We start from the raw sequence: 25,581 nt of genomic DNA, 5'->3' as shown, positions 1-25,581 counted from the left end.
CTACGCTCCGTCACAAATTCCCGAATTGCGGATGGTGCTCCCGTAGACGTTGCCGGCGGCGATATTGGCATTGATCACTCCGGACGGCAGCTGTTGTTTCATCTTGTCGCTGATCTGGGTGAACTGGAACCACAGGTGATAGAAGGAGTCACCGTTGTACAGCGGCGAGTACTGGCTCTGGTCCGGATAGTTGGTGATGTAGAGCGTGTGCACGCGGGGGTCGAGGAAGCCCGCCGACTGATCCAGATTGGCGGTGACCACATTGCCGACGGTGTCCGAACCCGAGGCCGCCCAGACGTCGTGGTGGTCACGCAGGTAATTCTGGAATCCGAACACCGAACCCATCAGGGTGTCGTACTGCGCGTTGAACCACTGGCAGGAATCACGCAGCGCCGTGAACTGCTCATCGGACGCCCGGCTCTGCCACATGTTGTACGGGAACACCGAGGTGTCCGGCGACCACTCCGAGGGGTACGGGACGAACACCGGCAGCGATGCGGGATCGGCGCTGGCGGGTGCGGCCAAGGCCACTCCGGCAGCGACCGTTACTCCTGCCAGCGTGGCACCGGCACGCCGAATCCTGGTTCTCCATTGCGAGGCCATCCGCCGATTATCTACAGCGAATACCCAGCCAGTCCGGGATTCGGGGAAATACCGCACTACATCTGCGGTCGGAGCGGTCGATGCCCTGACCGCTGCACCGCCAGGGCCGCCACCGCTCCGGTCTCGTTGAGTGCCAAATGCGCCAGCATGGGCGCGACCACACTGCCCGACCGTTCCCGCAGCAGACCCAACAGCCAGCCAGACAGCCCGGTGACCAGCACTGTCGCCGGGACGGAATCTCCCGCCACCCGGGCAGACCGGATATGGGCCAGCCCGAACACCACTGCCTGCAGGACACCACCCGGGAGTTTCCCGAATGCCTGCGTCGCCAGCGGCTGCAGCACTCCACGGAAGGCGAGCTCCTCCGACCAGACCGTGCCCACCGGAATATGCAACCCCAGCCAGGCCGCGGGATGAAGGTGGACGTCCCGCTCACGCATGGAGGTGCGCACCGGTTTGAGCGCCGGTGAGGCGCCAACCACGACGGCAACTGCCGAGGCGACGATCCCGCCAAGCCGCAGACCTGCCCCGAGATGGGGTGAGCGCAGCCCCAGCGGGATGCCGACGGCGACCGCGAGCGAGGTACTAACACCGGCTCCGATCAAGGGCCGCCAGCGCTGCGAGAACCTATCCAGCACCGGGGGCCAGGCCGCGAGGGCGGCGGCCAACACAAGCACTCTGATGCGGGAGGTCACGTATCGGGGCCGTCGAGCGACGCGGTGTCGTCAAGTGCCTTCCGGATCCGCTCGGTGTCCTGCGGGGTCCAGCCGGCCGGCGGGGCGACCGCCGCCCAGCCGTTGACCGAGGAAATGCCGTAGTTGTGGCCGTGCCCGTCGGGCACTCCGACGGCGTTGGCCAGGTCGGCCGCCACCTGCCAGAAGGTGACGATGGGGTACCAGCGCATGGCGCTGGACCGGTCGCCAACCGGCGCCTCCTTGAGCCAATCCGGCTCACTGAACAACAGATCGGTCGACCACCACGTCACCGGATCGGACGGATGTTGCACGAACAGCACCCGCGGGGTCTGCCACGGTGCCCTGGCGAGGGCATCGATATCGGGTCCTATCGCGAAACGCGCCGTGAATCCACTGTCGTACACCGGAAGTGCTTCCAAGGTGCCCCGGTCGCGCTTCGACACCAGTTCATTCCAAATCTGGCTGAAATTCGGCGGACCGGTCCATAACACCCCGTCGACGCCGGCGGCCCGAATATCGCCGAGTCCATCGAATGCGCCTTGTCCCGCAAACGATCCCAGGCTTTCGCCATAGATGACCAGTTTGGGACGATGGCCTTCGGGTTGCTGTGCCCAGCGCTTCTGAACGGTGTCGATCAACAGCTGACCCGAGGCCAGCGCCTTCTTCTTATCGGCAAGGAAGGAGATCCAGCTGGGCAGGAACGAGTACTGGGTAGCGACGATCGCGGAATCGCCGTTGTACATGAGTTCGATGCCCCGCGCGGCGCTCGGAGTCACCCAACCGGTGCCCGTGGTCGGGACGATGATCAAGACCTTGCGCTCGAATGCCTTGGTGCGCTCCAGTTCCCGCACCAGCAGGTCGACGCGCTCCTCCGCGGTGTCGGCGGTCTCCAATCCCGCGTACACCCGGATGGGCTCCTTGGCCTGGCGGCCGTTCACCTTGGCAAGCTCGTCGGCATGCAATCCGCCGGAGACGAAGTTGCGTCCCTCGTAGCCCAGGCTCTCCCAGGAAGCCAGCGACGCGGCGCTGCCGGAACGCTCCGGCTGGGCGGGCTGCTGCACCCCGGCCCGCGTGGTGTCGTTGTGCGGACCGAACGAGGCATTGGCGGCGGCAAAGAAACCGCGCACCAGCACACCGTTGAACAGCATGATGGCCAGCACCACCACAATGGCGGTGCCGATGAGCAAGGACACTTCACGGCTCAGGTGCATACGGCGAATGAGAAACCGGGCCAGCAGTCTGACCAGGTCACGCAACACCCGAGACACCGAAATAAACAGGGCGGCAACGGCAATCGCGACCAGAAAGGACTTCGAGTACTCGATGGTCCTTGGCCCCTCTGTGTTCATGAGGGCGGCGAGCTCGCGCTGCCAGCGCGCGGAGGGCACGATCATCGCAAGCGAGCAGACGGCCGAGAGCACCACCACCCCGAGCTTGGCAGTCACCATCACCCGGTCACGCAGCGGCCACCACTTCTGGTTGTCCAGCCAGAAACGCCGTACCACCATCGACAGCAACACACCGATGCCGTACCCGATGGCCGCAGTGGCGCCGCCGATCAACCCCTGAAACAGCCAGGTGCGCGGTATCAGCGACGGAGTGAGCGAGAGGCAGAAAAACAAGGCACCGAACGCGATTCCGCAGAAATCCAGTCGCAGCAGGTTCCATGCCCAGGCCATCAACGGGTGCCGGTTCTCGACGTGCTCTTCAAGCTCCTGGAACGCCAGCCAGCTGCGACCAATCCAATCGTCGGGATCGACGGTGCTGGTCGTGACGGGGACTCCAGGAGCCTCGCTCATCCGAACAGCCCGGGCAGCACGCCTTCGTGAGTCTCGCGCAGCTCGGTCAGCGTGACCGAGAATTGACCTTGTACCTCAACGGAATCCGAACCCTGATCGACGACACCGATCCGCGCGGCGGGAAGCTGACGCGCCGCACACATCGACATGAATCGACTCTCTTCGGTGCGCGGAACGGCGACCAACACACGACCTGCGGATTCGGCGAACAGCACCACAAACGGGTCGGCTCCCTCGGGAAGTAAAATGCGGCAACCGGTTTCGCCGGCCAGCGACGACTCGATGACGGCCTGAATGAGCCCACCCTCGGAGAGGTCGTGTGCCGCCGACAGCAGCCCATCCCGCGAGGCGGCGGTGAGAACCTGCGCGATCAGCTGCTCGCGCGCCAGATCGACCTTGGGCGGGGTGCCGCCCAGATGATCGTGGGCCACCTGCGCCCAGATGGAGCCGTCGAACTCGTCGGCGGTATCACCCAACAGGATCAGCGTCTCACCGGGTTCGGTGCCGAAAGCTGTAGGAAGACGGCGCTTCACATCGTCTAACACACCGAGGACCCCGACGACGGGCGTGGGCAGGATGGGAGTGGTACCGGTCTGGTTGTAGAAGCTGACATTGCCTCCCGTGACGGGGATACCCAGCGTCACGCAGCCGTCGGCGAGGCCGCGAACCGCTTCGGAGAACTGCCACATGACACCCGGATCCTCGGGGGAGCCGAAGTTCAGGCAGTTGGTCACCGCGACCGGGGTGGCCCCCGACGCGGCCACGTTGCGGTAGGCCTCGGCGAGCGCCAGCTGGGCGCCGGTGTACGGGTCGAGCACGGTGTAACGCCCGGATGCATCGGTGGCCAAGGCAATTCCGCGCCCGGTCACCTCGTCGATCCGGATCACACCGGAGTCGGCGTGTTCGGCGAGCACGGTGTTACCGCGGACATACCTGTCGTACTGCTCAGTGATGAAGGCCCGGCTGCACAGATGCGGGCTGCCGATCATGTTCAGCAGGGTCTGCCGCAGCTCGTCGCCGGTGGATGGCCGCGCCAAACCTGCTGTGCTGTCAGCGATCAACGCATCCTGGGTGGCGGGGCGAGCCACCGGCCGCTGGTACACGGGACCCTCGTGTGCGACGGTCCGCGGCGGCACGTCGACAACGGTCTCGCCGTGCCAGGTAATCCGCAGCCGGTCGCCGTCCGTGACCTCGCCGATGACGGTCGCCAGCACATCCCATTTGCGGCACACCGCCATGAATGCGTCGACGTTCTCGGGCGTCACCACGGCACACATGCGCTCCTGCGACTCGCTGGAAAGCACCTCGGCGGGGGTCATCCCGGTGGCGCGCAACGGCACCTGATCCAGATCGATATGCATGCCGCCGTCGCCGGCCGAGGCCAGTTCGGATGTTGCGCAGGACAATCCAGCACCACCGAGGTCCTGGATGCCGACCACCAGATGCGCCGCGTACAGCTCCAGACAGCACTCGATGAGCACCTTCTCGGTGAAGGGGTCACCGACCTGCACGCTGGGGAGCTTCTTTCGCGAGGCGCCATCTGCTTCGTCGCCGCCGAAGGTCTCCGAGGCCAGCACCGACACGCCGCCGATGCCGTCGAGCCCGGTGCGCGCGCCGAACAGAATGATCTTGTTGCCGGTACCGGAGGCGAAGGCCAGGTGCAGGTCTTCCTTGCGCAGCACCCCGGCGCAGAGCGCATTGACCAACGGGTTACCGGCATACGAGGCGTCGAACACCGTCTCGCCGCCAATGTTCGGCAGTCCCAGTGAGTTTCCGTAGCCGCCGACACCGCGGACCACACCGTCGAAGACGCGGCGAGTGTCGGGGGCATCTGCCGCACCGAAACGCAGCTGATCCATGACGGCGATCGGCCGGGCACCCATGGCCATGATGTCGCGAACGATGCCGCCCACGCCGGTGGCCGCGCCCTGGTACGGCTCCACATACGACGGGTGGTTATGCGACTCAACCTTGAAGGTGACCGCCCAGCCGTCGCCGATATCCACCACCCCGGCGTTCTCGCCGATACCGGCGAGCATGCCCGAACGCATCTCCTCGGTGGTGGTCTCCCCGAAGTAGCGCAGGTGCACCTTGGAGGATTTGTACGAGCAGTGCTCGCTCCACATCACCGAGTACATGGCGAGCTCGGCGTCGGTGGGGCGGCGGCCGAGGATCTCGCGGATCCGCGCGTACTCGTCATCCTTGAGCCCTAGCTCAGCGAATGGCTGCGGGTGATCGGGGGTGGCTGCTGCGTTATCGACCGTATCGACCCGTGAAGTCACGACCAGATTCTAACGTTGAGCCCAGCTTGCCCGCGCCTCGCGCCATACTGGCGTCATGGGGCGGTCAGGTCGAGCGGTGGGGATCCTGCTGGTCGTGTTCGCGATGATGCTCGGCGCCGTGGGCTGCGTCCCACCCGAACGTGCCGTCGACACCAAGAAATTGGAGGACGGACTGAAGGCCCTCCCCGGTACGGACGCGGCGCTGGTGACCAACCACGCCCGGTTCTCCACCACACGGAGGCTGGAGGCAAAGGTCACCGTCCGCAAGGACGTCACGGCCGATCAACTCGCCGCCATGCAGAACCTTTACACCAAAAATGTCACCGAGGGTCGCTACCAACAGGACATCGCCCCGCTGGCCCTTGCCTGGTGCGATTCATCGGATCGCCCCGACAGCCGGTTCGTGTGCACCTTGTGCCCGTCAGATTCCGAATCGCAGCCATCCCCCACCAACTGCAGTTGGGTGAAATCGAGAGCCGGGGACACGCCACCCAACGCCGACTGGCTGCGGTTGTGGAGAGCCGACTACGCCCAGAACGCGCGCCTGTCGACGTCGGGTGAGAAGCGCGCAGTCGAGCTCACGGTGACGGGCTACAGCGAACTCGTTGTTCCCACGTTCCGTCGGCTGATGGCCGACTTTGCGTCATTGTCCGGCGCGGGCTGGAAGGTCAACAGCGGAGGCCAATCACTGAGCAGTCCCGACGGATTTCCCGATGACGCGGTCCTGCTTCTATGGGGACAGTTCCAGAAGCAGGACCGCGTCATCATCGAGTCGACGTTTCGCCGGAATCCCACCGCCGCCGAGCCCAACTCGATGACAGTGGGTACGCGCGGGTACGACGACAAGCTGATCCGCAGTAGTGCCGTCGAAAACCTGACGCTGCTCAGAGAGTTCGGCCAGCCCGTCGTCTACACCGCCTCCGGTGAAAAGGGTCCGGTTCTGGTGGTGCGGGTGGGCGGATGCTCCCTGAACGACCGATCGCTGCCGCGGCCCCCAGATTCACCACTTCAGACCGAGCTGCGGCAGGAGTTCGAACAGTGCTGAACCGGTTGGCTCGTGTTGGATTCGCCGGATCGGCTGCGCTGGCGCTCCTACTCAGCGGATGCTCGCCCAACCGCGCCGAGGAATCACAACAGATCGCCGAGCAGATCAAGGGCATGCCCGGCGTCGAGGGCACCTCGTACAACCAGCACAGCAATCCGATTGTGGCGTTCAAGGAGCCGTCGTTCTATCTGAAGGTCCGCCCACGCCCCGACGTCACCGGCGCGCAGCTGACAGAGGTGTGGAAAACCTTCACCCGCAAGGTGTTCGACACCGGGTATCGGCACTATCACGTGGTGCTGGATGTGGGCGCCTGCCCCGAAATGCCGTTTGTGCACGGGCCTTACGCGCAGCCCTGCAACGGGTTTTCCGCGGAGGTGGATCCCGGAAACCCGACGCCGCCGACCCCGTCATATCAGGACTGGCTGGCCATGATCACGGGCAAATACGCGACGGCGGTGAACGGCACATCCACCAGTGCGGGAAGTGACCTGCGGCAGCGTTTCCTGCTGTCGGTGCGGAAGCGCACCGACACCGACAGCGCCGACGGGCTGCCCAAAGACTTTCGTCCACAGGACATCACCGCCGTCTACCGGCGTGTGCTGAAGGACTTCCCAAACCAGCAGGATTCAAGCTGGACCGTCACTGCCACCGACTCGTACGAATCCCCGGGATTGAGCACCTCCAACGGGCCACCCGACGACGAGGTCCTCGTGTTGTGGGAACGGCTGGCCACGATCACCGTCCCGACCAAGGCCGAGTTCGTGATGAAGCCCAAGTCCTCCGACTTCAGCGCGGTGCGTGTCACGTTTTCGGCGACCCCCGACCCGCGTGCGAGGGCCGTCGCGCAGCTCGCCCTCCTCAGGGAGTACGGACAACCGGTGCAATTCGACGGCACCGTCCCGGGTGAGGGAACGGTGCACATCCGCATCAACGGATGTTCGGATGGCAGCGCATCCGGCTGGGAAGGCGAGCTGCGCCAGCAATTCGAGAACTGCTCGCGCTAGCCGATCAGCACCTTCAACAGTTCTTGCCGACGCAGGATCATCGCCGCCCAGATCAGCAGCCCGAACCCGACGGCGAAGACAACGGGAGCCCACAGCTCCGCGTGCATGTCGATGCAGACCGCGCCGCCCAGGTAGGCGGTCAGGCCCACGGCGCCGAGCACCGAGGTGCGCGGGATCGCCCACACGATGGTGCACGCCAGCAGCACCCAGCCGATGAGGGCCGTCTGATAGGGCGGGAAACCCAATCCCTCGACGGCGCTCGTCGAGAACTCCGCGCCGAAGATCTTGGGTAACGCATCCCCCAACAGGAACAGCAGGATGATGCCGCTCAGCGCGATACCGATCTTCTCCGGCGTGCTCTTCTCGCTGAATCTGGTGATGAGTGTGGATACGACGGACATGAGATTCCTTTCTCGAAATCCCCGATGGATCAACTGTAGAGAGACAGACCGACACAATCAGCGAAATTCATCGCTCGGGCCTTCCGGGCCTCTCGTAGGCTCGGGGCATGACCGTCACGATTGTCACCAAGGAGCCCGTCGTCGCCGCGCTAGCCGCGCAGTGGTCCGCGCTGGACGAGTTGGGCGCCAGCCTGACCGACGACCAGTGGGCAGCACCGTCCGTGCTGCCGGGGTGGAGCGTCAAGGATGTCATCGCGCATGTGGTGAGCACCGAACGCCTGCTCTCGGGTGACCCGATCCCCAGCACCGACGAGGCGGTCGCCGATCTGCCGCATGTGCACAATCCCGTCGGCGTCCTGAACGAACGGTGGCTCACCTACTATCGCAAGCTGCCGCCAGCCATGGTCCTCAGCGACCTGCGCACGGTGACCAGCGCGCGCCTGGCCGTGCTCGAGGGCCTGTCTCAGGAGCAGTTCAATGCCGAGACCGCCACGCCGGTGGGGCCGGAGAGCTACGGCCGGTTTATGCAGATCCGCGACTTCGACTGCTGGATGCACGAATTGGATGTCCGCGACAGTCTCGGGTTTCCCGCTCCGGCGGACCCGGTTTCGGCCGCCCCCGCACTCACCGAGCTGATCAATGCGCTGCCGTTCCTCATCGGAAAGCGCGCCGGCGCACCCCAAGGCAGCCGGATCCGATTCGTGCTCACCGGAATTGGCGCACAGAATGTCAACATCGAGATTCCCGACCGTGCGCGCATCGTGGCTCAGTTCTCGGAGCCCTTGGCCTCCCCGCAGGTGACGCTCACCGCGGATACCTGTGAATTCGCCCGGCACCTCGGGGGACGAGCCAGCGCAAACCGCGCCGGGTTCACTCTCGACGGCGATCCCGACCTCGGTTGGAAGATCGTCGCCAATCTGCGCTTCACGATGTAGTTCATGACGTAGCTGAAAGCTCCAGAAACGCTTGCAGCGCATCGGCGTACATCGGCACGTCGTGCGCGCCCATGAGCTCACGTACGGAGTGCATGGCCAGTGTCGCGGCACCCACGTCGACGGTCATCATGCCCGTATGTGACGCCGCGAACGGCCCGATGGTGGAACCGCACTGCATGTCGGCGCGATGTTCGTACCGCTGCAACGGTACGTCCGCCCGTTCGCATGCCATGGCGAAGGCAGCGGCGCCGCGCCCGTCGGTGGCGTACCGCACATTCGGGTGACTCTTGATCACCGGGCCGGCGTTGACGGCGATGTGGTGGCCCGGCTCGTGACGATCCGGATAGTTGGGGTGGGTCGCGTGCGCCATATCCGCGGAGACCATCACGGAGGTGGCCGCGCGCCGCAAGAAGTCCTCGCGGGTACCATTGCTGGACAACACGATCCGCTCCAGCACCGTCGACAAGAGGTCCGAGTGCGCGCCGTGATCGGATACCGAGCCGATCTCCTCATGGTCGAAGAGCGCCAGCACCGTCGTCGAGGTTGACTCGGCCGCCAGGAAGGCCTCCAACCCGGCGTAGCAGCTGGCCTGGTTGTCCAACCGCGGTGCGCTGATCAGACTCTGGTCCGGCCCGATCAACGCGGCGGGGGTCAGGTCATGGGCCATCAGGTCTCGCCCCAGCACATCGGCTGGTTCGACGCCCAACTGCTCGGCGATGTACTCCTCGAAGCTACGACTGCCGCTCCACACCGAGTTCAGATGCCATTGCGGGTCGATCACCCACTTCTTGCGTTCCTCGGCGCTGACCATGTGGATCGCCAGGTTCGGCACCCGCAGGATCGGCTGTTGGATGCGAATCAGCGTGGATCGCACCGCATCTCCGTCACGGAGCAGCACCCGCCCGGACAGACCCAGATCGCGGTCCAGCCAGGTCTGCACCCAGGCACCACCGTAGGGCGCCAACGCGACCATGGGCCAACCTGCTTGCACGCGGCCGGCGTTGGCCTTAACCCGCAGATTCGGGCTGTCGGTGTGGGCGCCGATCACCCGGAACGCGGCGTTCTCGTTCCCCATGTCCACGCCACGCCAGGCGACGATCGAGCCCGACCGCACCGTGAAGTAGTCGCCCGAATGCCCGGGCCAGCGCTGCGCCTCGAACAACTCGGTGAAGCCTTCTTGGCGAAGCCGCTGCGCGACCGTGTCCACGGCATGAAAGGGAGACGGCGAGGCGTCGATGAATTGGCACAGTCCTGCTGCGGTCGCGGTCACCCTTCCCATGATGGCTGACCGGAATCAGTCTAGGGTCGAAGCGTGCCCGATCACGTGTCGCAGCCTGTTCTGGATCCGCTGTCCTCTTCGGCGATTTTCCTTGCCGCAACCATCAATGCGGGTGCCGAACAGGCAGTTCATGACGCCCTACCCGAGCTGTCCGGACTGGCGCACGCCATCGGGTTCCGCGACCCGTCTCGTCGATTGTCACTGGTCACCGGCATCGCATCCGAGGCCTGGGACCGACTCTTTTCCGGCCCGCGGCCGGCGAGCCTGCGGCCGTTTCCGGAGGTGCGGGGTGAGCGGCATGTCGCTCCGTCAACTCCCGGCGACCTGCTGTTCCACATCCGCGCCGCCACCATGGACCGCTGCTTCGAATTGGCCGGGCGCATCACCACCGCACTGGCGGGTGCGATCAGCGTGGTGGACGAGACACACGGCTTTCAGTACTTCGACAATCGCGATCTGCTCGGATTCGTGGACGGTACCGAAAATCCCGACGGCGATGAGGCCGCCTCGACCGCCCTCGTGGGTGCCGAGGACCAAGATTTCGCCGCCGGCAGTTACGTCCACGTGCAGAAGTACCTGCACGATATGGCCGCGTGGAGCGCCCTGACCGTGGACGAGCAGGAGAAGGTGATCGGGCGCACAAAACTCGACGACATCGAACTCGACGACGCCGCAAAACCGCCGAATTCGCATGTGGCACTGAATGTCATCGAGGACGAAGACGGCAACGAGCTGCAGATCCTGCGACGCAACATGCCCTTCGGGGAGCTCGGCAAGGCCGAGTTCGGTACCTACTACATTGCCTACTCGCGTACGCCGGATGTCACTGAACGCATGCTGCACAACATGTTTGTCGGGGATCCGCCCGGGAACACCGATCGCATCCTGGATTTCTCGACGGCGGTCACCGGTGGGCTGTTCTTCGCGCCGTCGGCCGATTTCCTGGATAGTCTCCCCGCCCTTCCCGAGCAGGAAACTGCGAAATCTCCTGAAGACCAAGGGACCCTCTCGATCGGCAGCCTGAAGGGAACGTCGTCATGAACAACCTGTACCGCGAGCTCGCACCCATCACGGACGAGGCATGGGTGGAGATCGGGACCGAAGCGTCCCGCACCTTCAAGCGCCATATCGCGGGACGCCGTGTGGTCGACGTCAGCGAGCCGGGCGGGTCCGCCTGCGCGGCCGTCAGTACGGGCCACGTGCTGAGTATTTCAGCACCCGCTGAAGGTGTGCAGGCCCACCTGCGGGAGAGTAAACCGCTTGTGCGGCTGCGGGTCCCGTTCACCATCAGCCGGTCGGCGATCGACGACGTGGAACGCGGCGCCCAGGATTCAGATTGGGATCCGGTCAAGGATGCGGCCAAGAAGCTGGCGTTCGCCGAGGATCGCGCGATCTTCGAGGGTTACCCCGCGGCGTCGATCGTCGGGATTCGCGAGTCCAGCTCCAACCCCGGACTGGCGCTGCCCGAAGATGTTCGGCACATTCCCGACGTCATCTCCCAGGCGCTGTCCGAGCTGCGGCTGGCAGGCGTGGACGGGCCGTATTCGGTGCTGCTATCGGCCGACGTGTACACGAAGGTCAGCGAGACCTCCGACCACGGCTACCCGATCCGCGAGCATCTGAACCGGCTCGTGGACACTGAGATCATTTGGGCGCCCGCGATCGACGGCGCGTTCGTGCTCAGCACCCGTGGCGGAGACTTCGACCTGCAGCTGGGCACCGATGTCACCATCGGCTACCTGGCACACGACGCCGACAGTGTGCAGCTGTACCTGCAGGAGACGCTGACATTCCTGAGCTACACCGCCGAGGCGTCGGTCGCGCTGCTGCCTTAAACGGCCAGCACGGCGTCGAGCGCCGAGTAGAAAATGCCGAGACCGTCATCGCTGGGGCCGGTGAGCGCCTCGGTGGCGTGCTCCGGGTGCGGCATCAGCCCAACGACGCGGCCGTTGGCCGACGAGATTCCGGCGATATCGCGCATCGAGCCGTTGGGGTTCTCGCGGTAGCGGAAGACCACCCGGCCCTCGCCCTCCAGCTCGTCGAGGACATTGTCGGAGGCGACGTAACGACCCTCGCCGGACTTCAGTGGCACCAGGATGTCGGCACCCTTCTCGTACCGGGACGACCAAGCGGAGTGGTTGGCGTCAACACCCAGCCACACATCGCGGCACACGAAATGCAGGCCGGCATTGCGGGTCAGCGCGCCCGGCAGTAGCCCGGCCTCGCACAGCACCTGAAAACCGTTGCAGATGCCCAGGATTGGCAGGCCGTTTGCGGCGGCCTCAACCACCGACCCCATGACCGGGGCGAAGCGTGCGATGGCGCCGGCGCGCAGGTAGTCGCCATAGGAGAAGCCGCCGGGCACGATCACCGCGTCGACGGACTTCAGGTCGGCGTCGCCATGCCACAACGCGACGGCCTCGGCGCCGGAAAGCCGCACCGCCCGAGCGGCGTCGACATCATCGAGCGTGCCCGGGAAGGTGATAACCCCGATCTTGACGGATGCGCCGCTCATTCCGCCCGGACCACTTCCCAGTCCTCGATGACGGTGTTGGCGAGCAGCGCCTCGGCAATCGACTCCAAATCGGAATCCCCGATCTCACCATCGAACTCGAGCTCAAAGCGCTTACCCTGCCGGACGTCTGAGACGCCGGCATAGCCAAGGCGAGAGAGCGCTCCGACAATCGCCTGTCCCTGCGGGTCCAGGATCTCGGGTTTCGGCATGACGTTTACGACGACTCGGGCCACGGGCTGACTTTACCGTGCGGGAGGGATGCTCCGCGTCGCAGCGCTCCCTGTCAGGTCACCTGGACCTCGCGGTGCTCATCCCGGTGGTGCGCTGCGGGCCTCCTCGCTGTGGCTCGGAGACATGGGTGCACCTGGCATAGCTGGCGAAGTAGGCCAAACTACGGGCGTGACCAGGGGGTTTCAAGGGTGTGTCCGGCGACCGGATGGCAATGGCGTCAACCTCCTGCCAGTGCCCATACCCGTTCGGTAGACCGATCGTCCTACCGAAGGCGTTTCGCTCTCGCTCTGCATTCATTCCCGGGCGGCGCGCCTAGACTCGTGCCATGCGGCTGACCCACTTCGGGCATTCCTGCCTGCTGGCTGATTTTGGCGATACGACCCTGCTGTTCGATCCGGGCAACTTCTCGCACGGATTCGAGGGGATCACTGGCCTGTCCGCCATCCTGATCACCCATCAGCATCCCGACCATGTGGACCTGGCGCGGCTACCCGCGCTGATCGACGCCAACCCGGGCGCAGCTCTCTACGCCGATCCGATGACGGCGACACAGCTGGGCGAGCCGTGGCAAGCGGTGCACGCCGGTGACAGCTTCGGTGTCGATGGGCTCACAGTGCGCGGGGTCGGCGGGCAGCACGCCGTGATCCATCCGGAGATCCCGCTCATCGACAACACCTCCTATCTGATCGGCGACGGGGATCACCCGGCACGGCTCATGCATCCCGGCGATGCACTCTTCGCCCCCGGCGAGGACGTCGACGTGCTGGCGCTGCCGGCCGCGGCACCATGGATGAAAGTGTCCGAGGCGATCGAGTACCTGCGCGCGGTGAACCCCGCCCGGGCGGTCCCGATTCACCAGGGCATCCTGCAGGAGGCCGCATACCCGTTCTTCTACACGCGATTTCGCGAGATGTCCGACGCCGATTTCCAGGTGCTGCCGCACGAGGATGCCGTCACCTTCTAGATTCCATTCTGTGCAGCGGGTCGGGACGGGTTAGCCGATGTCCTCGGCGGCTCCACGGCCCGCGGCCCGCCCACTGAAGATGCAGCCACCCAGGAACGTGCCCTCCAAGGCGCGGTACCCGTGCACACCGCCGCCACCGAACCCGGCTACCTCGCCGGCCGCGTACAGGCCCTCGAAGCAGCTACCGTCGGCGCGTAGAACGCGCGAGTCGAGGTCGGTTTCCAAGCCTCCCAACGTTTTTCGTGTCAGTATGTGCAACTTCACGGCAATGAGCGGACCGGCCTTGGGGTCGGTGAGCCGGTGCGGGGCCACCACCCGAGTGAACCGGTCGGCGAGATAGGCGCGAGCCGCACGAATGGCGGCGATCTGCGGATCCTTGCCATAGGCATTGATCACCTCGCGGTCGCGCGCCGCCACCTGCTGGGCAACGGTCGCGTACTCCAGCGGGGTGACATCCGGAATTGCGTTCATCTTGGCGACGAGATCCGGCAGATTCGTGGCGGTGACGAAGTCGACGCCCTTGTCGATGAATGCCCGCACCGGCGCGGCCGGTCCCGCCTTTCCGCGGCGCAGCACCCCGCGCACATCCTTGCCGGTGAGGTCGGGATTCTGTTCCTGCCCGGACAGCGCGAATTCCTTGGCGATGATCCGCTCGTTGAGAATGAACCACGAGTAATCGTGCCCGCTGCGACAGATGTGCTCGAGCGTACCGAGGGTATCGAATCCGGGGAACAGCGGTGCGGGTATGCGAGATCCGTTGGCGTCCAACCAGAGCGACGACGGACCGGGCAGAATACGGATCCCATGCCCAGCCCAGATCGGATCGTAGTTGGTGATGCCCTCGGTGTAGTGCCACATCCGGTCGCGGTTGATCAGATGGGCGCCGGAAGCCACCGAGATCCCCAGCATCCGGCCGTCGACATGAGCCGGCACCCCCGTCAACAACTGGGACGGAACACGACCTAGCCGCTCCGGCCAATTGGCTCGCACCAAGTCATGGTTGCCGCCGATGCCACCACTGGTCACGACAACAGCTTGCGCCCGAAACACGAATTCGCCCACTGCAGTTCGTGATGATGCGACACCACGAGGGACGATGGAGGGCTCGAGCACGGTGCCGCGAACACCGACGACGGCACCGATCTCGACGATCAGTTCATCAACCTGATGGCGGTAGGCGATGCGCACCTGGCCGCGATCGACGGCCGCGAGCACGCGCCGGGCGAAGATCTCTACCAGGCCGGGACCGGTGCCCCAGGTGATGTGGAAACGCGGCACCGAATTGCCCGGCCCCAGCGCGCCCTTGCCACCACGCTCGGCCCAGGCCACCACCGGAAAGGTCTGTAAACCTCTGGCGCGCAACCAGCTTCGCTTCTCCCCGGCGGCAAAATCGACGTAGGCGTGCGCCCACTGACGCGGCCAGTGGTCCTCCGGACGGTCAAAGCCGGCGGTCCCAAGCCAGTCCTGCAACGCCAGCTCGTGGGAATCCTTAATGCCCAGGCGACGCTGTTCGGGACTGTTGACGAAGAACAGCCCGCCGAATGACCAATAGGCCTGCCCGCCGAGATTGGCGGCGCCCTCCTGCTCGACGATGATGACGTTCTTGCCGCGGTCCACCAACTCACAGGTCGCCACCAACCCTGCCAGACCCGCGCCCACGACAATGACATCCGTACTCGTGTCACCCACCGGTTCACCGTAGCGGGGTCACCGCACGATTAGTAGATCCAACTTCCTTGCGGTGAAAGCACAAACCTATGACTGGAACACCCCGCAGCGGTGCTGGCACGACGGCGACACGCAGCCGGAACCCGCATCATTCGGGGCGCACAGAGATCCCCACGCAAACAGTGGAGCAAAAGATGCCTACTACGCCACGCTGTGCAATACCTGATTGGGCAACCATTCGTAGACGCCCGGTATCGAACCGTGCAGCAGCGATAGATCGATCGCGTCGATCATGGCCTGCCGCGGGCCGGGCTTGCGCAGATGCTTCGCCGAGATCGCGACCCGCACCACGCCGTCACGACGGGCAGTCCGTGCCGCCGACAGCACCAACATCCGGCACCACCACGGCTCGGACAGGAACCCCTCGCCAATGCCCAGCACTCGAGCCCGCACCGAGGTGCCACGAACCAGATCGGTGATCTCCGAAAGTCCGATGTTCGACCGGAAACCGTTGCGCGGCAACATTTCAATGGCACCAGACGAAGCCATCCAGCCGGGCGCCGCGAACAACCGTGTACGTAAACCGGTCTGCTCCATCACCCGGTCGGCCGCCATCAAACGCAGGTTAGCCTCATGCGCGGGCAACGCGGCGAACTCGTCACGACGCTTCTTGGTCGCCGCCTGGTCGTATCCGTGCAGCACGATCGCGTCGCCTCGAGACCGGCGCGCCGCCAGCCAGTCGACCGTCGGCTGGTCTTCCACCAGTCGGTACTTGCCCTTCAAGCGGGGAGCCACCAGGAAGGACAGCGGAATCGACCGCTTATCCATTTCCTCAGTGAATACCCCGATCTCGTCGAGAGTGCGATCGCAGATTCCCGACACCGATACGAGCAGCTGTCCAGCCACGCCACCAGTGTGGCAATTCCAGATGTACACAGGGTGTCAGACACCCCGCATCGAAACGAACGCTCGGGCGCTACCCCAATTCCTTCTCGATCGCCGCAATCACCTCGGGCGCATCCGGCACCGTTGTCGGCCGGAACCGGTTGACCACCGAGCCATCTCGTGCGATCAAGAACTTCTCGAAATTCCACTGCACATCACCCGCTGCACCCTCGGCATCCGGGGCCTTCGTGAGCTCGGCGTACAGCGGGTGCCGGTTGTCTCCGTTGACGTCGATCTTTTCCAATAGCGGGAACGTCACCCCGTAGGTGGTGGAGCAGAACGTCTGAATCTCCTCGGCCGTACCGGGTTCCTGGCCCATGAACTGGTTGCAAGGCACCCCAAGCACCGTCAGACCCCGTTCCGAGTAATCGGCGGCCAGCTTCTCCAGCGCCGCGTACTGCGGGGTCAGGCCACACTTGGACGCGACGTTGACGACCAGCACGGCGTTATCGCCGTAATCGGCAAGTGAGAGCTCGGAGCCGTCAAGAGCGGTCAACGGAATGGCGGCAAGATTAGTCATGCCCGCCACGCTACCGGTGCGGCGATGGTTGACTGTTCGAACATTGCGCAACGTTTGCGGGAGGACAGATGGCCAACGACGGCCCCACCGACGAATTCTCGTCCGGCCGCAGCGCCCTGCGCATCGCGTCGGTAGCCGCCCTCGGCGGGCTGCTCTTCGGGTACGACAGCGCGGTCATCAACGGCGCCGTGCAAGCGATTCAGGACGAGTTCACCATCCGTGACGCCGAGCTCGGATTCGCGGTGGCATCGGCGCTGCTGGGCGCCGCCGTCGGCGCCATGACCGCCGGACGCATCGCCGACCGAATCGGCCGGGTGGCCGTCATGAAGATCGCCGCGGCACTGTTCTTGCTGAGCGCGGTAGGAGCGGGGCTGTCGCCGAACATCGAGCTGCTCATCGCCTTTCGCGTGATCGGCGGCGTGGGAGTGGGGGTGGCCTCGCTTATCGCACCGGCGTACATCGCCGAGACCTCCCCGTCGGGCATCCGTGGCAGGTTGGGCTCACTTCAACAATTGGCGATTGTCACCGGAATCTTCTTATCCCTCACCATCGATTGGCTACTGGCGCATATCGCGGGCGGTTCGCGCAGCGAACTGTGGCTCGGCCTGCCCGCATGGCGCTGGATGTTCCTGATGATGGCGCTGCCCGCGCTGGTGTACGGCGTGCTTGCCTACACGATCCCGGAGTCGCCACGTTATCTCGTTGCCACACACCGAATTCCCGAGGCTCGCACCGTGCTGACGCGTCTTCTTGGGGAGCAGAACCTGGACATCACCATCACCCGGATCCAGGAGACGCTCGATCAGAACACCGCACCCTCGTGGCGTGATCTTCGCAAGCCCGCCGGCGGTCTGTACGGCATTGTGTGGGTCGGCGTGGCGTTGGCGGTGTTTCAGCAGTTCGTCGGCATCAACGTGATCTTCTACTACTCGAATGTGCTGTGGCAGGCAGTCGGATTCGGCGAGAGCTCGTCGTTCACCATCACGGTCATCACCTCGATCACCAACATCGCCACGACACTGGTGGCGATCGCATTGATCGACCGGGTGGGCCGCAAACCCTTGTTGCTCATCGGTTCTGCGGGCATGGCTGCGACCCTCGGCACCATGGCGATCGTCTTCGGCTCGGCCGCCGTTGTCGACGGCAAGCCGCACCTGGGACCCGTGGCCGGGCCCGTCGCCCTCATCGCCGCCAACCTCTTTGTGGTGGCGTTCGGGATGTCCTGGGGTCCGGTGGTCTGGGTGCTGCTCGGCGAGATCTTCCCCAACCGGATCCGTGCGGCGGCGATGGGAGTGGCCACCGCGGGGAACTGGGCTGCCAACTGGCTGGTGACGGTGACGTTCCCCGCGCTGCGTGACGCGCTGGGCATCGCCTACGGCTGCTACGCCGTGTGTGCGCTGCTGTCCTTGGTGTTCGTGGCGCGCTGGGTCAAAGAGACCAAGGGGATGAGTCTGGAAGATATGGACTCCACCGTGCGGCCCACGGTCAGCTGAACAGCTGGCCGGAACGCGCCGCGGCGATGACTCCCCCGTCAACCAGCAGATCGGTCCCGGTGACGTAGGACGACTCGGGGCCTAGCAGAAAGGCCGCTGCCGCCGCGACATCGTCGGATGTGCCGATCCGGCCGGAGGCCGAACCGTCGATCATGGCCTTGGTTATGGCCCCGGTCTCCGAAGCGAGCTCCTGATGTCCCATCTTCGTGGACACCACACCGGGACTGATCGAGTTGATCCGGGCTCCGCGCGCACCCCACTGCCGGGCCGCCACGCGAACGCGAATGTGATTGGCACGCTTAGAGAACTGGTATGCCACTGCGGGGTGCTCGATGGCGGCGACATACGGCAGCGCCAACAGCTCCTCGGCGGGCGTGCTGGCTAGTGCCACTTCTTGTTCCGCGGTGAGTTCCAGTGGCATATGTCCGGCCATGCTGGCGATCACCACGCCCGCGCCGCCGGCAGCGACGACCTTGCCGAACTCGTCCAACACCAAGGCGACACCGACCAGATCGACGGCCAGGATGGCGTTCGTCGGTGATTGTGCCGGTGACAGGCCTGCCGTGTGTGCCACCTGGGTCACCCGGCCGAGCGCCGCGGACGCCTCGGCGAGCGCGGACACCGACTCGCGCGACGACACGTCGACCCGCTGACCGATGACGTTGTGCCCATCCGCCCTCAGCTCATCGACGACCGCCTGCAGCGTCTCCTCGTTGTAGTCGGCGAGCAGCAGGGTCTTGCCGACACCCTGGCGGCGGGCGATGACCCTGCCCATGCCGCCGACACCGGTGACGACGACAACCTCATCAGACATCAATCTTCTCCGCTTCTGCCGCAAGGACATCGAGTATCCAGGCGAGCTGGAAGGCGCTTTCCTTCCAACGCTCATATCGCCCGCTGATACCGCCATGTCCGGCCGTCATCTCGGTGCGCATCAGGATCGGGCGGTCGCCGGTGGTGGTGTGCCGCAGCTCGGCTACCCATTTAGCGGGCTCGACGTACAGCACCCGCGAGTCGTGCAGCGACGTCATCGCGAGAATCGTCGGGTACTCGACGGCTCGGATGTTCTCGTACGGCGAGTAGGACTTGATGTAGTTGTAGACGTCCTTGTCTTCCAACGGATTCCCCCACTCGTCCCACTCGGTGACGGTCAGTGGCAGCGAGGGATCGCAGATAGTGGTAACGGGATCGACGAAAGGCACCTGCGCCAGCACCCCGGCGAAAAGTTCCGGCGCCAGATTCACCGCGGCTCCCACCAACAGACCGCCGGCGCTGCCGCCCCAGGCAGCGAGCCGATCAGGCAGCGCAACCCCGGCATCGATGAGATGGCGTGCGGCCGAAACAAAATCGGTGAAGCTGTGCCGCTTGTGCAACATCTTGCCGTCTTCGTACCAGAGCCGGCCCATCTCGCCGCCGCCACGCACGTGGGCGATGACGAACACCACTCCCCGGTCCAGCAGGGAGAGCCGGGAGATGCTGAACTGCGGGTCTTCGCACATCTCGTATGCGCCATAGCCGTACAAGAGAGTCGGTGCCGGTTCGGCCGTATCCGTGCGATGGACGATAGACAACGGAATCCGAGTTCCGTCCTCGGCGACGGCCCATTCGCGTCGCTCCACATAGTCCTCGCGGCGGTAACCGCCGAGCACCGGCTGCTCCTTGAGTAGCGTGCGCTCCCCGGTGTGGACGTCGAGGTCGTAGACCCGGGTCGGCGTGATGAAGGACGTACAACCCACCCGCAGGAGCGGCGACTTCCATTCCGGGTTGTCGCCGAGACCGGACAGCATCAGTTCCGAGTCGAACTCGACCTCCTGTGGCACGCGGTAGCCGTCGTCGCCGATGGGCCATACCTGGATGCGCGGCAAGGCTTCTCGCCGATATCCGATGACGAACCTTTCGGCGAATGCCTCCACACCGTCCAGGCGCACATCGTCGCGATGGGCGATAAGCGTGCGCGCCATCGCGGGGTCGGCAGGCCCATCGGCGACAGCGGCGACCGGCAACTCGGCGAGCGCGAAGTTGACGGCGCCGTCGTTGTGCAGGATCAGCAGTCGGTCCTCGCCGCCGACCACGACGTGATCGACCGTGTACTCGATACCACTGCGGCGCAACCAGACTGGAGAAAACGAGGTAGCCGGGTCGGCGGCATCGCCGATCAGGATCTCGGAGGTAACCGAGGAGTGCACGCTAATGGCAACAAAGCGGTCGCTGCGAGTGCGGCCGACCCCGATCCAGAAACGCTCATCCGGTTCGGAGAACACCTCGACCGGGTCGGTGCCACTGCCCAACGTGTAGCGGCGAATTGCGTACGGACGGAAAGCTTCATCGATCACCGGGTAGTACAGGGTGCGGCTGTCCATCGCCCAGGTGGCACCGGCGCCGATATCGGCGATTTCGTCCGAGTACATCTCGCCGGTGCGCAGGTCCTTGAACCGCAGTGTGTACATCTCGTGACCGACGACGTCCACCGAGAATGCCAACGTGTTCCCGTCGGGGCTGACCGTGGCGGCACCGAGCGAGAAGAAGTCGTGCCCCTGGGCCTCGACGTTCCCGTCAAGCAGGATCTGTTCGCCGGGGACCTCGTGATCGAGCTGTGGCGGCACCCAATCAGCGGGATCGCCTATCGGACAACGGCAATGGACGCCGTACTGCTTCCCCTCAAAGCTGCGGGCGTAGTACCACCACCGTCCCATCCGGGTGGGTATCGAAAGGTCGGTCTCTTTGGTACGTGACTTGATCTCGCCGAAAATGGCGGTCCGAAGCCCGTCCAGATGCGCGAGTTGATCCTCGACATAGGCGTTCTCAGCCTCCAGATGCGCAGTGACCGCCGGGCTTTCCTTATCGCGCATCCATTCGTACGGGTCGACGAAGGCATCGCCGTGGTACTCGCGGAGGGTGTCGATGCGGTTCGCGGTGGGCGGGCGTATGGGCCCGCTCACGCCGACGGCCCGATCCAATCAGCGAAGCTCAGCCCCGAAATACGTTCGTACGCTTCGATATAACGCTCTCGAGTGGCAACCGCTACCGGCGCCGGCAGGGGCGGCGGCGGGGTGTCCGAGGCGCGATCCCAGCCCGACTCGGGCCCGGTGAGCCAGTTGCGTACGAACTGCTTGTCGAAGCTGTCCTGCACCATCCCGGCCTGGTAGTTGGCGGCATCCCAGTACCGGGACGAGTCTGGAGTGAACACCTCGTCGGCCAACACCAGCGTGCCTTCGGTATCGACTCCGAACTCGAACTTGGTGTCGGCCAATATGATTCCCTTGTGTAGCGCGTGCGCCGCGGCCCGCAGATAAATCTTGATGGTCTCATCGCGCAGCTGATTGGCCCGCACCGCGCCAACCAGGTCCACCACCGCCGCGAAATCGACATTCATATCGTGCTCACCGATATCGGCCTTTGTGGCCGGTGTGAACAACGGCGGATCCAGCCGACTGGCCTCGCCAAGCCCCTGTGGCAACACGTGCCCGCATACCTCGCCGGTGCGCTGGTAGTCCAACAGCCCGGATCCGGTGAGGTATCCGCGGGCCACGCACTCCACGGGAAGCATGTCCAGCTGGCGCACCAACAGCGCCCGGCCCAGCACCTCCTCGGGGATACGCGGATCGTCGGGCGGCCCGGCGAGATGGTTCGGAACGGTCAGCAGCCCGAAGAAGAACACGCTCATCGCCGTGAGGATGCGCCCCTTGTCAGGTATCGGCGTGTCCAGGATGAAGTCGTAGGCGGAAATCCGGTCGGTGGCGACGAACAGCAGGTGTTCATCGTCGACTCGGTACAGCTCACGGACCTTCCCGCTGGCCACATGCTGGTAATCGGACAGCGACGGAGACATCGTGCCATCCTACGATTCATGCGATTTGTGCCCTACTCCACCCGACCGGGTCGGTTGCTCGGCCAACTGTTCAGCGACGTGGCGGTGGCAATCTGGACCACAATCTGGGTGTTCGTCGGACTGGCTGTGCACGGCGCGGTCTCGGCGATAGCGGAGGTGGGCCGTCAGGTAAAGGACGGCGCCGACGGTATCTCGGACAACCTGAACTCCGCGGGCGACAGTGCACACAAGATCCCGTTGGTGGGCGACAAGGTGGGCGAGCCGCTGCGTGCAGCCAGCGAGGCCGCGGCCGATCTGGCCGGCGCGGGCCACAACCTGGATACCACCGCCACTTGGCTGGCGGTGGTGCTGGCCATCGCCGTCGCTGCTCCGCCCATTCTGGCGTTCGCCGGGCCATGGATCTTCTTGCGAATCAGGTTCTTTCGCCGCAAGCTGGTCGCGGTGCAACTCGCGGCCACCCCTGCCGGTGAGCAGCTACTGGCGCTGCGGGCACTGGCCAACCGTCCGCTGAAGAAGCTGGCGGTCGTCACCGCCGACCCGGTGGCCGCCTGGCGCGCCCAGGACACCGCGTCGATACGCGGCCTGGCCGCCGTCGAATTGAGGGCCGCGGGCATCAGCGCGCCGAAGGCGTGGAAGACCACCTAGCGTCGACACGCCCGCTTATGGCGAGAACGTGCCATACGAATCCGCCACGAGACGGCGTGTCACCGGGAAAGGGCTAGGAGGCCGCGACGACCATGTGCCGGATGCCGGTGTGCCGATTACTGCGCGTCCACTCCACTGGCTCGGCCAGCCGCACCGCCTCGAAGCGGGGCAGCAATTCCTCAAACACCACCCTCAGCTCCAGGCGCGCAAGGTGCGCACCCAGACAGAAATGCACACCTTGTCCAAAACCCAAGTGGGGATTGGGCTTGCGCGTAATGTCGAAGACATCGGGCCGCTCGAACACCCTCGCATCGCGATTGGCTGATCCTTCCCACACCACCACCTTCTGTCCTGCGGCGATGTCCTGCCCACCCAATGTGACATCGGCGGTCGCGGTTCGGCGTTTGGACGGTGACGGCGAGGTCCAGCGCAGCATCTCCTCGATCGCCGTCGGCAGCAGGTCTAGATCCTCACGAAGAGAACGGAATTCATCGGGATGGTCGATTAGCGCGAGCAATCCTCCCGCGATCGCGTTGCGCGTCGTTTCGGCCCCGGCGCTGAACAAGAGATAGAAGAACAGGTACAGCTCGGCATCCGACAGCGAGGGCGCCTCCGCATCATCGACCGTGGCATTGGCCACCACTGACAGCATGTCATCTCCGGGCTGAGCGCGCTTCAACGCGATCATCTCCGAACCGTATTGGTACATACCGGAACTCGGGTCGCCGAGGGAACTGGTGACCTGCGACCGGCGAGACTCACCGAAGTCAAAGCTCGGCTCGACGGCCTCGAACAGCCAGTGCCGGTCCGCTTCCGGCACTCCCAGCAGAATGCAGATCATCTGCATGGGCAGCTCGGCGGCGACATCGATCAGAAAGTCGAAAGGCACAGACGGCACCGTCGCATCCAGCAGCGCCCGGCACCGCACCCGCAGGTCGTCCTCCACCCGCTGGATCATGCGCGGGGTCAGACCGGAACTCACCAGCTTGCGGATCTGACGGTGCCGCGGATCGTCCATCATGTTCAGTACCTGCCCGGCGATCGGCAGATCCTGTAGCAGGGTGCCGCCGTACGGGCGATCGCCTCCGGTCACCGACGAATATGTCACCTGATCACGCAGCACCTCAAAGGTTTCCGCGTAACTGGCCACCGACCAGAAGCCCTCGTTGTCCGGGGTGTTCTCGGTGGGATCATGCCAATACACCGGCGCCTCGCGCCGATGCCGAGCGAACAGCTCGTGCGGGAACCCGCCGGCGAAGTTGTCCAGGTCGGTCAGGTCCACCCCGTCAAGAGCCATGACTTACAGAATCGCTCCCGGGTTGTACGCGGCGCCCTCCGGGTAGGCCTCGACGAGCGCCGAGACCTCGGCCGCCACCCGATCGACCTGATCGGCGGCGGCACCGGTGAACGACGCCCGATCAGCTAGCGCGGCCTCCAGCGCCAAGGCATCCAGGGGCAGCCGAGGATCGTCTGCCAAGAGGCCCAAAAGATTTGGCTCCGCACCCTTTTCACGCATGGCCAGTGCCGTCGCGACGGCGTGCTCCTTGATGACCTCGTGCGCCTCCTCGCGGCCGACCCCGGCACGCACCGCCGCCATCAGCACCTTGGTGGTCGCCAGGAACGGCAGATAGCGTCGCAGCTCGCGGTCGATCACCGCCGGGTACGCACCGAACTCGTCGAGCACCGTCAGGAACGTCTCGATCATCCCGTCGATGGCAAAGAAGGCATCCGGCAGCGCCACACGGCGCACCACCGAACAGAACACATCGCCTTCATTCCATTGCGCCCCAGCCAGTTCCGCGACCATGGAGCCGTAACCGCGCAGAATCACCTGTAGGCCGTTGACGCGCTCGCAGCTGCGGGTGTTCATCTTGTGTGGCATCGCCGAGCTGCCTACCTGCCCGGGCGCGAAGCCCTCGGTGACCAGCTCGTGGCCAGCCATCAGCCGGATGGTGTGCGCCAGCGAGGACGGTCCGGCACCCAGTTGCACCAGGGCGGACACCACATCGTGATCCAGTGAGCGTGGGTACACCTGTCCGACGCTGGTCAGCACCTCCGAGAAACCAAGGAAACCCGCCACCTTCGCCTCGAGCTCGGCCAGCTTGCCGGTGTCCCCGTCGAACAGGTCGAGCATGTCCTGGCCAGTGCCCATTGGGCCCTTGATGCCGCGCAGTGGATAGCGGTCGACAAGCTCGCGCAGCCGGGTCAGCGCCACCAAGGTTTCTTGGGCGGCTGACGCGAACCGCTTACCCAATGTGGTTGCCTGCGCGGCCACATTGTGACTGCGTCCGGCCATCACCACGTCCCGATACTCGACGGCGTGCCTCGCGAGCCGCGCCGCCACCGCGACACCGTGGGCGTGCACGTACTCCAATGACTTCCGGATCTGCAGCTGCTCCACGTTCTCGGTGAGGTCACGGCTGGTCATGCCCTTGTGGATGTGCTCATGCCCGGCCAGCGCACTGAACTCTTCGATGCGGGCCTTCACATCGTGACGAGTGACACGCTCGCGCGCGGCGATGGAATCCAGGTCGACGTCCTCGACAACCCGCTCGTAGTCCTCGATGACACCGTCGGGAACGTCGATACCGAGGTCGCGCTGCGCGCGCAGTACCGCGATCCACAATTGGCGCTCCAGCACGACCTTCGACCGGGGCGACCACAGCTGCACCATGGCGTCGCTCGCGTACCGGGATGCCAGAACGTTAGGGATTTGCACAAGAAGAGT

General features: G+C 65.0%; 24 protein-coding genes. 8 read left to right on the top strand and 16 right to left on the bottom strand.

Annotation, left to right across the window (positions count from 1 at the left end; all coding sequences use genetic code 11):
- From FZI91_RS22110 to purL, 4 genes are read right to left on the bottom strand one after another with little or no spacing between them, the layout of a single operon-like run.
- Nucleotides 1–603, bottom strand: coding sequence for a hypothetical protein (locus FZI91_RS22110; protein WP_155941262.1), 603 nt, complete (start codon nt 601–603; stop codon nt 1–3).
- Between the two features lie 56 nt (nt 604–659).
- Nucleotides 660–1,298 (bottom strand): CPBP family intramembrane glutamic endopeptidase, encoded by a 639-nt coding sequence (locus FZI91_RS22105; protein WP_162525515.1) that lies wholly within the window; start codon nt 1,296–1,298, stop codon nt 660–662.
- Nucleotides 1,295–3,097: an alpha/beta-hydrolase family protein gene (locus FZI91_RS22100; RefSeq protein ID WP_155941261.1), complete on the bottom strand. Its 1,803-nt coding sequence runs from the start codon at nt 3,095–3,097 to the stop codon at nt 1,295–1,297. Before FZI91_RS22100 ends, FZI91_RS22105 begins: the two co-directional genes overlap by 4 nt.
- Nucleotides 3,094–5,379, bottom strand: a complete 2,286-nt coding sequence (purL, locus tag FZI91_RS22095) for a phosphoribosylformylglycinamidine synthase subunit PurL (RefSeq protein WP_162525514.1) — start codon at nt 5,377–5,379, stop codon at nt 3,094–3,096. Before purL ends, FZI91_RS22100 begins: the two co-directional genes overlap by 4 nt.
- Nucleotides 5,380–5,434: 55 nt before the next feature.
- Here purL and FZI91_RS22090 point away from each other — a divergent pair, with 55 nt between their 5' ends.
- Nucleotides 5,435–6,424 (top strand): hypothetical protein, encoded by a 990-nt coding sequence (locus FZI91_RS22090; protein WP_155941259.1) that lies wholly within the window; start codon nt 5,435–5,437, stop codon nt 6,422–6,424.
- Nucleotides 6,418–7,428: a hypothetical protein gene (locus tag FZI91_RS22085; protein ID WP_155941258.1), complete on the top strand. Its 1,011-nt coding sequence runs from the start codon at nt 6,418–6,420 to the stop codon at nt 7,426–7,428. The genes FZI91_RS22090 and FZI91_RS22085 overlap by 7 nt, the downstream gene beginning before the upstream one ends.
- On the opposite strand, the gene FZI91_RS22080 is transcribed toward FZI91_RS22085, so the two are convergent.
- Nucleotides 7,425–7,829: a DoxX family protein gene (locus tag FZI91_RS22080; protein WP_155941257.1), complete on the bottom strand. Its 405-nt coding sequence runs from the start codon at nt 7,827–7,829 to the stop codon at nt 7,425–7,427. The two genes, FZI91_RS22085 and FZI91_RS22080, sit on opposite strands and share 4 nt — an antisense overlap.
- Nucleotides 7,830–7,936: 107 nt before the next feature.
- Here FZI91_RS22080 and FZI91_RS22075 point away from each other — a divergent pair, with 107 nt between their 5' ends.
- Nucleotides 7,937–8,764: a maleylpyruvate isomerase family mycothiol-dependent enzyme gene (locus tag FZI91_RS22075; protein ID WP_155941256.1), complete on the top strand. Its 828-nt coding sequence runs from the start codon at nt 7,937–7,939 to the stop codon at nt 8,762–8,764.
- Nucleotide 8,765: 1 nt separating this feature from the next.
- Here FZI91_RS22075 and FZI91_RS22070 read toward each other — a convergent pair whose 3' ends face one another.
- Entirely contained in the window at nt 8,766–10,034 is a 1,269-nt protein-coding gene (locus tag FZI91_RS22070) for a M18 family aminopeptidase (RefSeq protein ID WP_162525513.1), read from the bottom strand.
- Between the two features lie 42 nt (nt 10,035–10,076).
- Here FZI91_RS22070 and FZI91_RS22065 point away from each other — a divergent pair, with 42 nt between their 5' ends.
- Both FZI91_RS22065 and FZI91_RS22060 read left to right on the top strand, forming a co-directional pair.
- Complete coding sequence (locus FZI91_RS22065) at nt 10,077–11,084, top strand: Dyp-type peroxidase (RefSeq protein ID WP_162525512.1); 1,008 nt, start codon at nt 10,077–10,079, stop codon at nt 11,082–11,084.
- Nucleotides 11,081–11,878 carry a family 1 encapsulin nanocompartment shell protein gene (locus FZI91_RS22060; protein WP_155941254.1) on the top strand — a complete coding sequence of 266 codons (798 nt, stop codon included), beginning with the start codon at nt 11,081–11,083 and terminating at the stop codon, nt 11,876–11,878. The genes FZI91_RS22065 and FZI91_RS22060 overlap by 4 nt, the downstream gene beginning before the upstream one ends.
- On the opposite strand, the gene purQ is transcribed toward FZI91_RS22060, so the two are convergent.
- Together purQ and purS are read right to left on the bottom strand one after the other, a co-directional pair.
- Nucleotides 11,875–12,558, bottom strand: coding sequence for a phosphoribosylformylglycinamidine synthase subunit PurQ (gene purQ / locus FZI91_RS22055; RefSeq protein ID WP_155941253.1), 684 nt, complete (start codon nt 12,556–12,558; stop codon nt 11,875–11,877). The genes FZI91_RS22060 and purQ overlap by 4 nt on opposite strands.
- Nucleotides 12,555–12,791, bottom strand: a complete 237-nt coding sequence (gene purS, locus FZI91_RS22050) for a phosphoribosylformylglycinamidine synthase subunit PurS (protein ID WP_162525511.1) — start codon at nt 12,789–12,791, stop codon at nt 12,555–12,557. Before purS ends, purQ begins: the two co-directional genes overlap by 4 nt.
- Before the next feature lie 323 nt (nt 12,792–13,114).
- On the opposite strand from purS, the gene FZI91_RS22045 reads away from it, so the two are divergent.
- Nucleotides 13,115–13,753, top strand: a complete 639-nt coding sequence (locus tag FZI91_RS22045) for an MBL fold metallo-hydrolase (protein WP_155941252.1) — start codon at nt 13,115–13,117, stop codon at nt 13,751–13,753.
- Between the two features lie 30 nt (nt 13,754–13,783).
- On the opposite strand, the gene FZI91_RS22040 is transcribed toward FZI91_RS22045, so the two are convergent.
- The 3 genes from FZI91_RS22040 to FZI91_RS22030 form a co-directional block, all read right to left on the bottom strand.
- A complete protein-coding gene (locus FZI91_RS22040; RefSeq protein WP_162525510.1) occupies nt 13,784–15,442 on the bottom strand; it encodes an FAD-binding dehydrogenase in 1,659 nt (552 codons plus the stop codon).
- Nucleotides 15,443–15,622: 180 nt separating this feature from the next.
- Entirely contained in the window at nt 15,623–16,327 is a 705-nt protein-coding gene (locus FZI91_RS22035; protein WP_162525509.1) for a DUF2334 domain-containing protein, read from the bottom strand.
- Nucleotides 16,328–16,397: 70 nt separating this feature from the next.
- Nucleotides 16,398–16,886, bottom strand: a complete 489-nt coding sequence (locus FZI91_RS22030; RefSeq protein ID WP_155941251.1) for a glutathione peroxidase — start codon at nt 16,884–16,886, stop codon at nt 16,398–16,400.
- 68 nt (nt 16,887–16,954) lie between these two features.
- Here FZI91_RS22030 and FZI91_RS22025 point away from each other — a divergent pair, with 68 nt between their 5' ends.
- Nucleotides 16,955–18,379 carry a sugar porter family MFS transporter gene (locus FZI91_RS22025; RefSeq protein WP_155941250.1) on the top strand — a complete coding sequence of 475 codons (1,425 nt, stop codon included), beginning with the start codon at nt 16,955–16,957 and terminating at the stop codon, nt 18,377–18,379.
- Here the strand turns inward: FZI91_RS22025 and FZI91_RS22020 are convergent.
- From FZI91_RS22020 to FZI91_RS22010, 3 genes are read right to left on the bottom strand one after another with little or no spacing between them, the layout of a single operon-like run.
- Nucleotides 18,372–19,193: an SDR family oxidoreductase gene (locus FZI91_RS22020; protein ID WP_155941249.1), complete on the bottom strand. Its 822-nt coding sequence runs from the start codon at nt 19,191–19,193 to the stop codon at nt 18,372–18,374. The two genes, FZI91_RS22025 and FZI91_RS22020, sit on opposite strands and share 8 nt — an antisense overlap.
- Entirely contained in the window at nt 19,186–21,318 is a 2,133-nt protein-coding gene (locus FZI91_RS22015) for a S9 family peptidase (RefSeq protein WP_162525508.1), read from the bottom strand. The genes FZI91_RS22020 and FZI91_RS22015 overlap by 8 nt, the downstream gene beginning before the upstream one ends.
- Nucleotides 21,315–22,208 (bottom strand): phosphoribosylaminoimidazolesuccinocarboxamide synthase, encoded by an 894-nt coding sequence (locus FZI91_RS22010; protein WP_155941247.1) that lies wholly within the window; start codon nt 22,206–22,208, stop codon nt 21,315–21,317. Before FZI91_RS22010 ends, FZI91_RS22015 begins: the two co-directional genes overlap by 4 nt.
- An 18-nt stretch (nt 22,209–22,226) precedes the next feature.
- On the opposite strand from FZI91_RS22010, the gene FZI91_RS22005 reads away from it, so the two are divergent.
- Complete coding sequence (locus FZI91_RS22005) at nt 22,227–22,853, top strand: hypothetical protein (RefSeq protein WP_155941246.1); 627 nt, start codon at nt 22,227–22,229, stop codon at nt 22,851–22,853.
- 73 nt (nt 22,854–22,926) lie between these two features.
- On the opposite strand, the gene FZI91_RS22000 is transcribed toward FZI91_RS22005, so the two are convergent.
- Both FZI91_RS22000 and purB read right to left on the bottom strand, forming a co-directional pair.
- Complete coding sequence (locus tag FZI91_RS22000) at nt 22,927–24,150, bottom strand: cytochrome P450 (RefSeq protein ID WP_155941245.1); 1,224 nt, start codon at nt 24,148–24,150, stop codon at nt 22,927–22,929.
- 3 nt (nt 24,151–24,153) lie between these two features.
- Nucleotides 24,154–25,572 carry an adenylosuccinate lyase gene (purB, locus tag FZI91_RS21995; RefSeq protein ID WP_162525507.1) on the bottom strand — a complete coding sequence of 473 codons (1,419 nt, stop codon included), beginning with the start codon at nt 25,570–25,572 and terminating at the stop codon, nt 24,154–24,156.
- Nucleotides 25,573–25,581 lie beyond the last annotated feature (9 nt).

Source organism: Mycobacteroides sp. CBMA 271 (genome assembly GCF_009729205.1).
Taxonomy (GTDB): Bacteria; Actinomycetota; Actinomycetes; order Mycobacteriales; family Mycobacteriaceae; genus Mycobacterium.
This window is presented reverse-complemented; position numbering and strand designations above follow the sequence as displayed.

Excerpts from the sequence above, each read along its gene's own strand:
- FZI91_RS22110 (WP_155941262.1), bottom strand. The coding sequence starts at position 603 with ATGGCCTCGCAATGGAGAACCAGGATTCGGCGTGCCGGTGCCACGCTG.
- FZI91_RS22100 (WP_155941261.1), bottom strand. The coding sequence starts at position 3,097 with ATGAGCGAGGCTCCTGGAGTCCCCGTCACGACCAGCACCGTCGATCCC.
- FZI91_RS22090 (WP_155941259.1), top strand. The coding sequence starts at position 5,435 with ATGGGGCGGTCAGGTCGAGCGGTGGGGATCCTGCTGGTCGTGTTCGCG.
- FZI91_RS22080 (WP_155941257.1), bottom strand. The coding sequence starts at position 7,829 with ATGTCCGTCGTATCCACACTCATCACCAGATTCAGCGAGAAGAGCACG.
- FZI91_RS22075 (WP_155941256.1), top strand. The coding sequence starts at position 7,937 with ATGACCGTCACGATTGTCACCAAGGAGCCCGTCGTCGCCGCGCTAGCC.
- FZI91_RS22060 (WP_155941254.1), top strand. The coding sequence starts at position 11,081 with ATGAACAACCTGTACCGCGAGCTCGCACCCATCACGGACGAGGCATGG.
- purQ (WP_155941253.1), bottom strand. The coding sequence starts at position 12,558 with ATGAGCGGCGCATCCGTCAAGATCGGGGTTATCACCTTCCCGGGCACG.
- FZI91_RS22045 (WP_155941252.1), top strand. The coding sequence starts at position 13,115 with ATGCGGCTGACCCACTTCGGGCATTCCTGCCTGCTGGCTGATTTTGGC.
- FZI91_RS22030 (WP_155941251.1), bottom strand. The coding sequence starts at position 16,886 with ATGACTAATCTTGCCGCCATTCCGTTGACCGCTCTTGACGGCTCCGAG.
- FZI91_RS22025 (WP_155941250.1), top strand. The coding sequence starts at position 16,955 with ATGGCCAACGACGGCCCCACCGACGAATTCTCGTCCGGCCGCAGCGCC.
- FZI91_RS22020 (WP_155941249.1), bottom strand. The coding sequence starts at position 19,193 with ATGTCTGATGAGGTTGTCGTCGTCACCGGTGTCGGCGGCATGGGCAGG.
- FZI91_RS22010 (WP_155941247.1), bottom strand. The coding sequence starts at position 22,208 with ATGTCTCCGTCGCTGTCCGATTACCAGCATGTGGCCAGCGGGAAGGTC.
- FZI91_RS22005 (WP_155941246.1), top strand. The coding sequence starts at position 22,227 with ATGCGATTTGTGCCCTACTCCACCCGACCGGGTCGGTTGCTCGGCCAA.
- FZI91_RS22000 (WP_155941245.1), bottom strand. The coding sequence starts at position 24,150 with ATGGCTCTTGACGGGGTGGACCTGACCGACCTGGACAACTTCGCCGGC.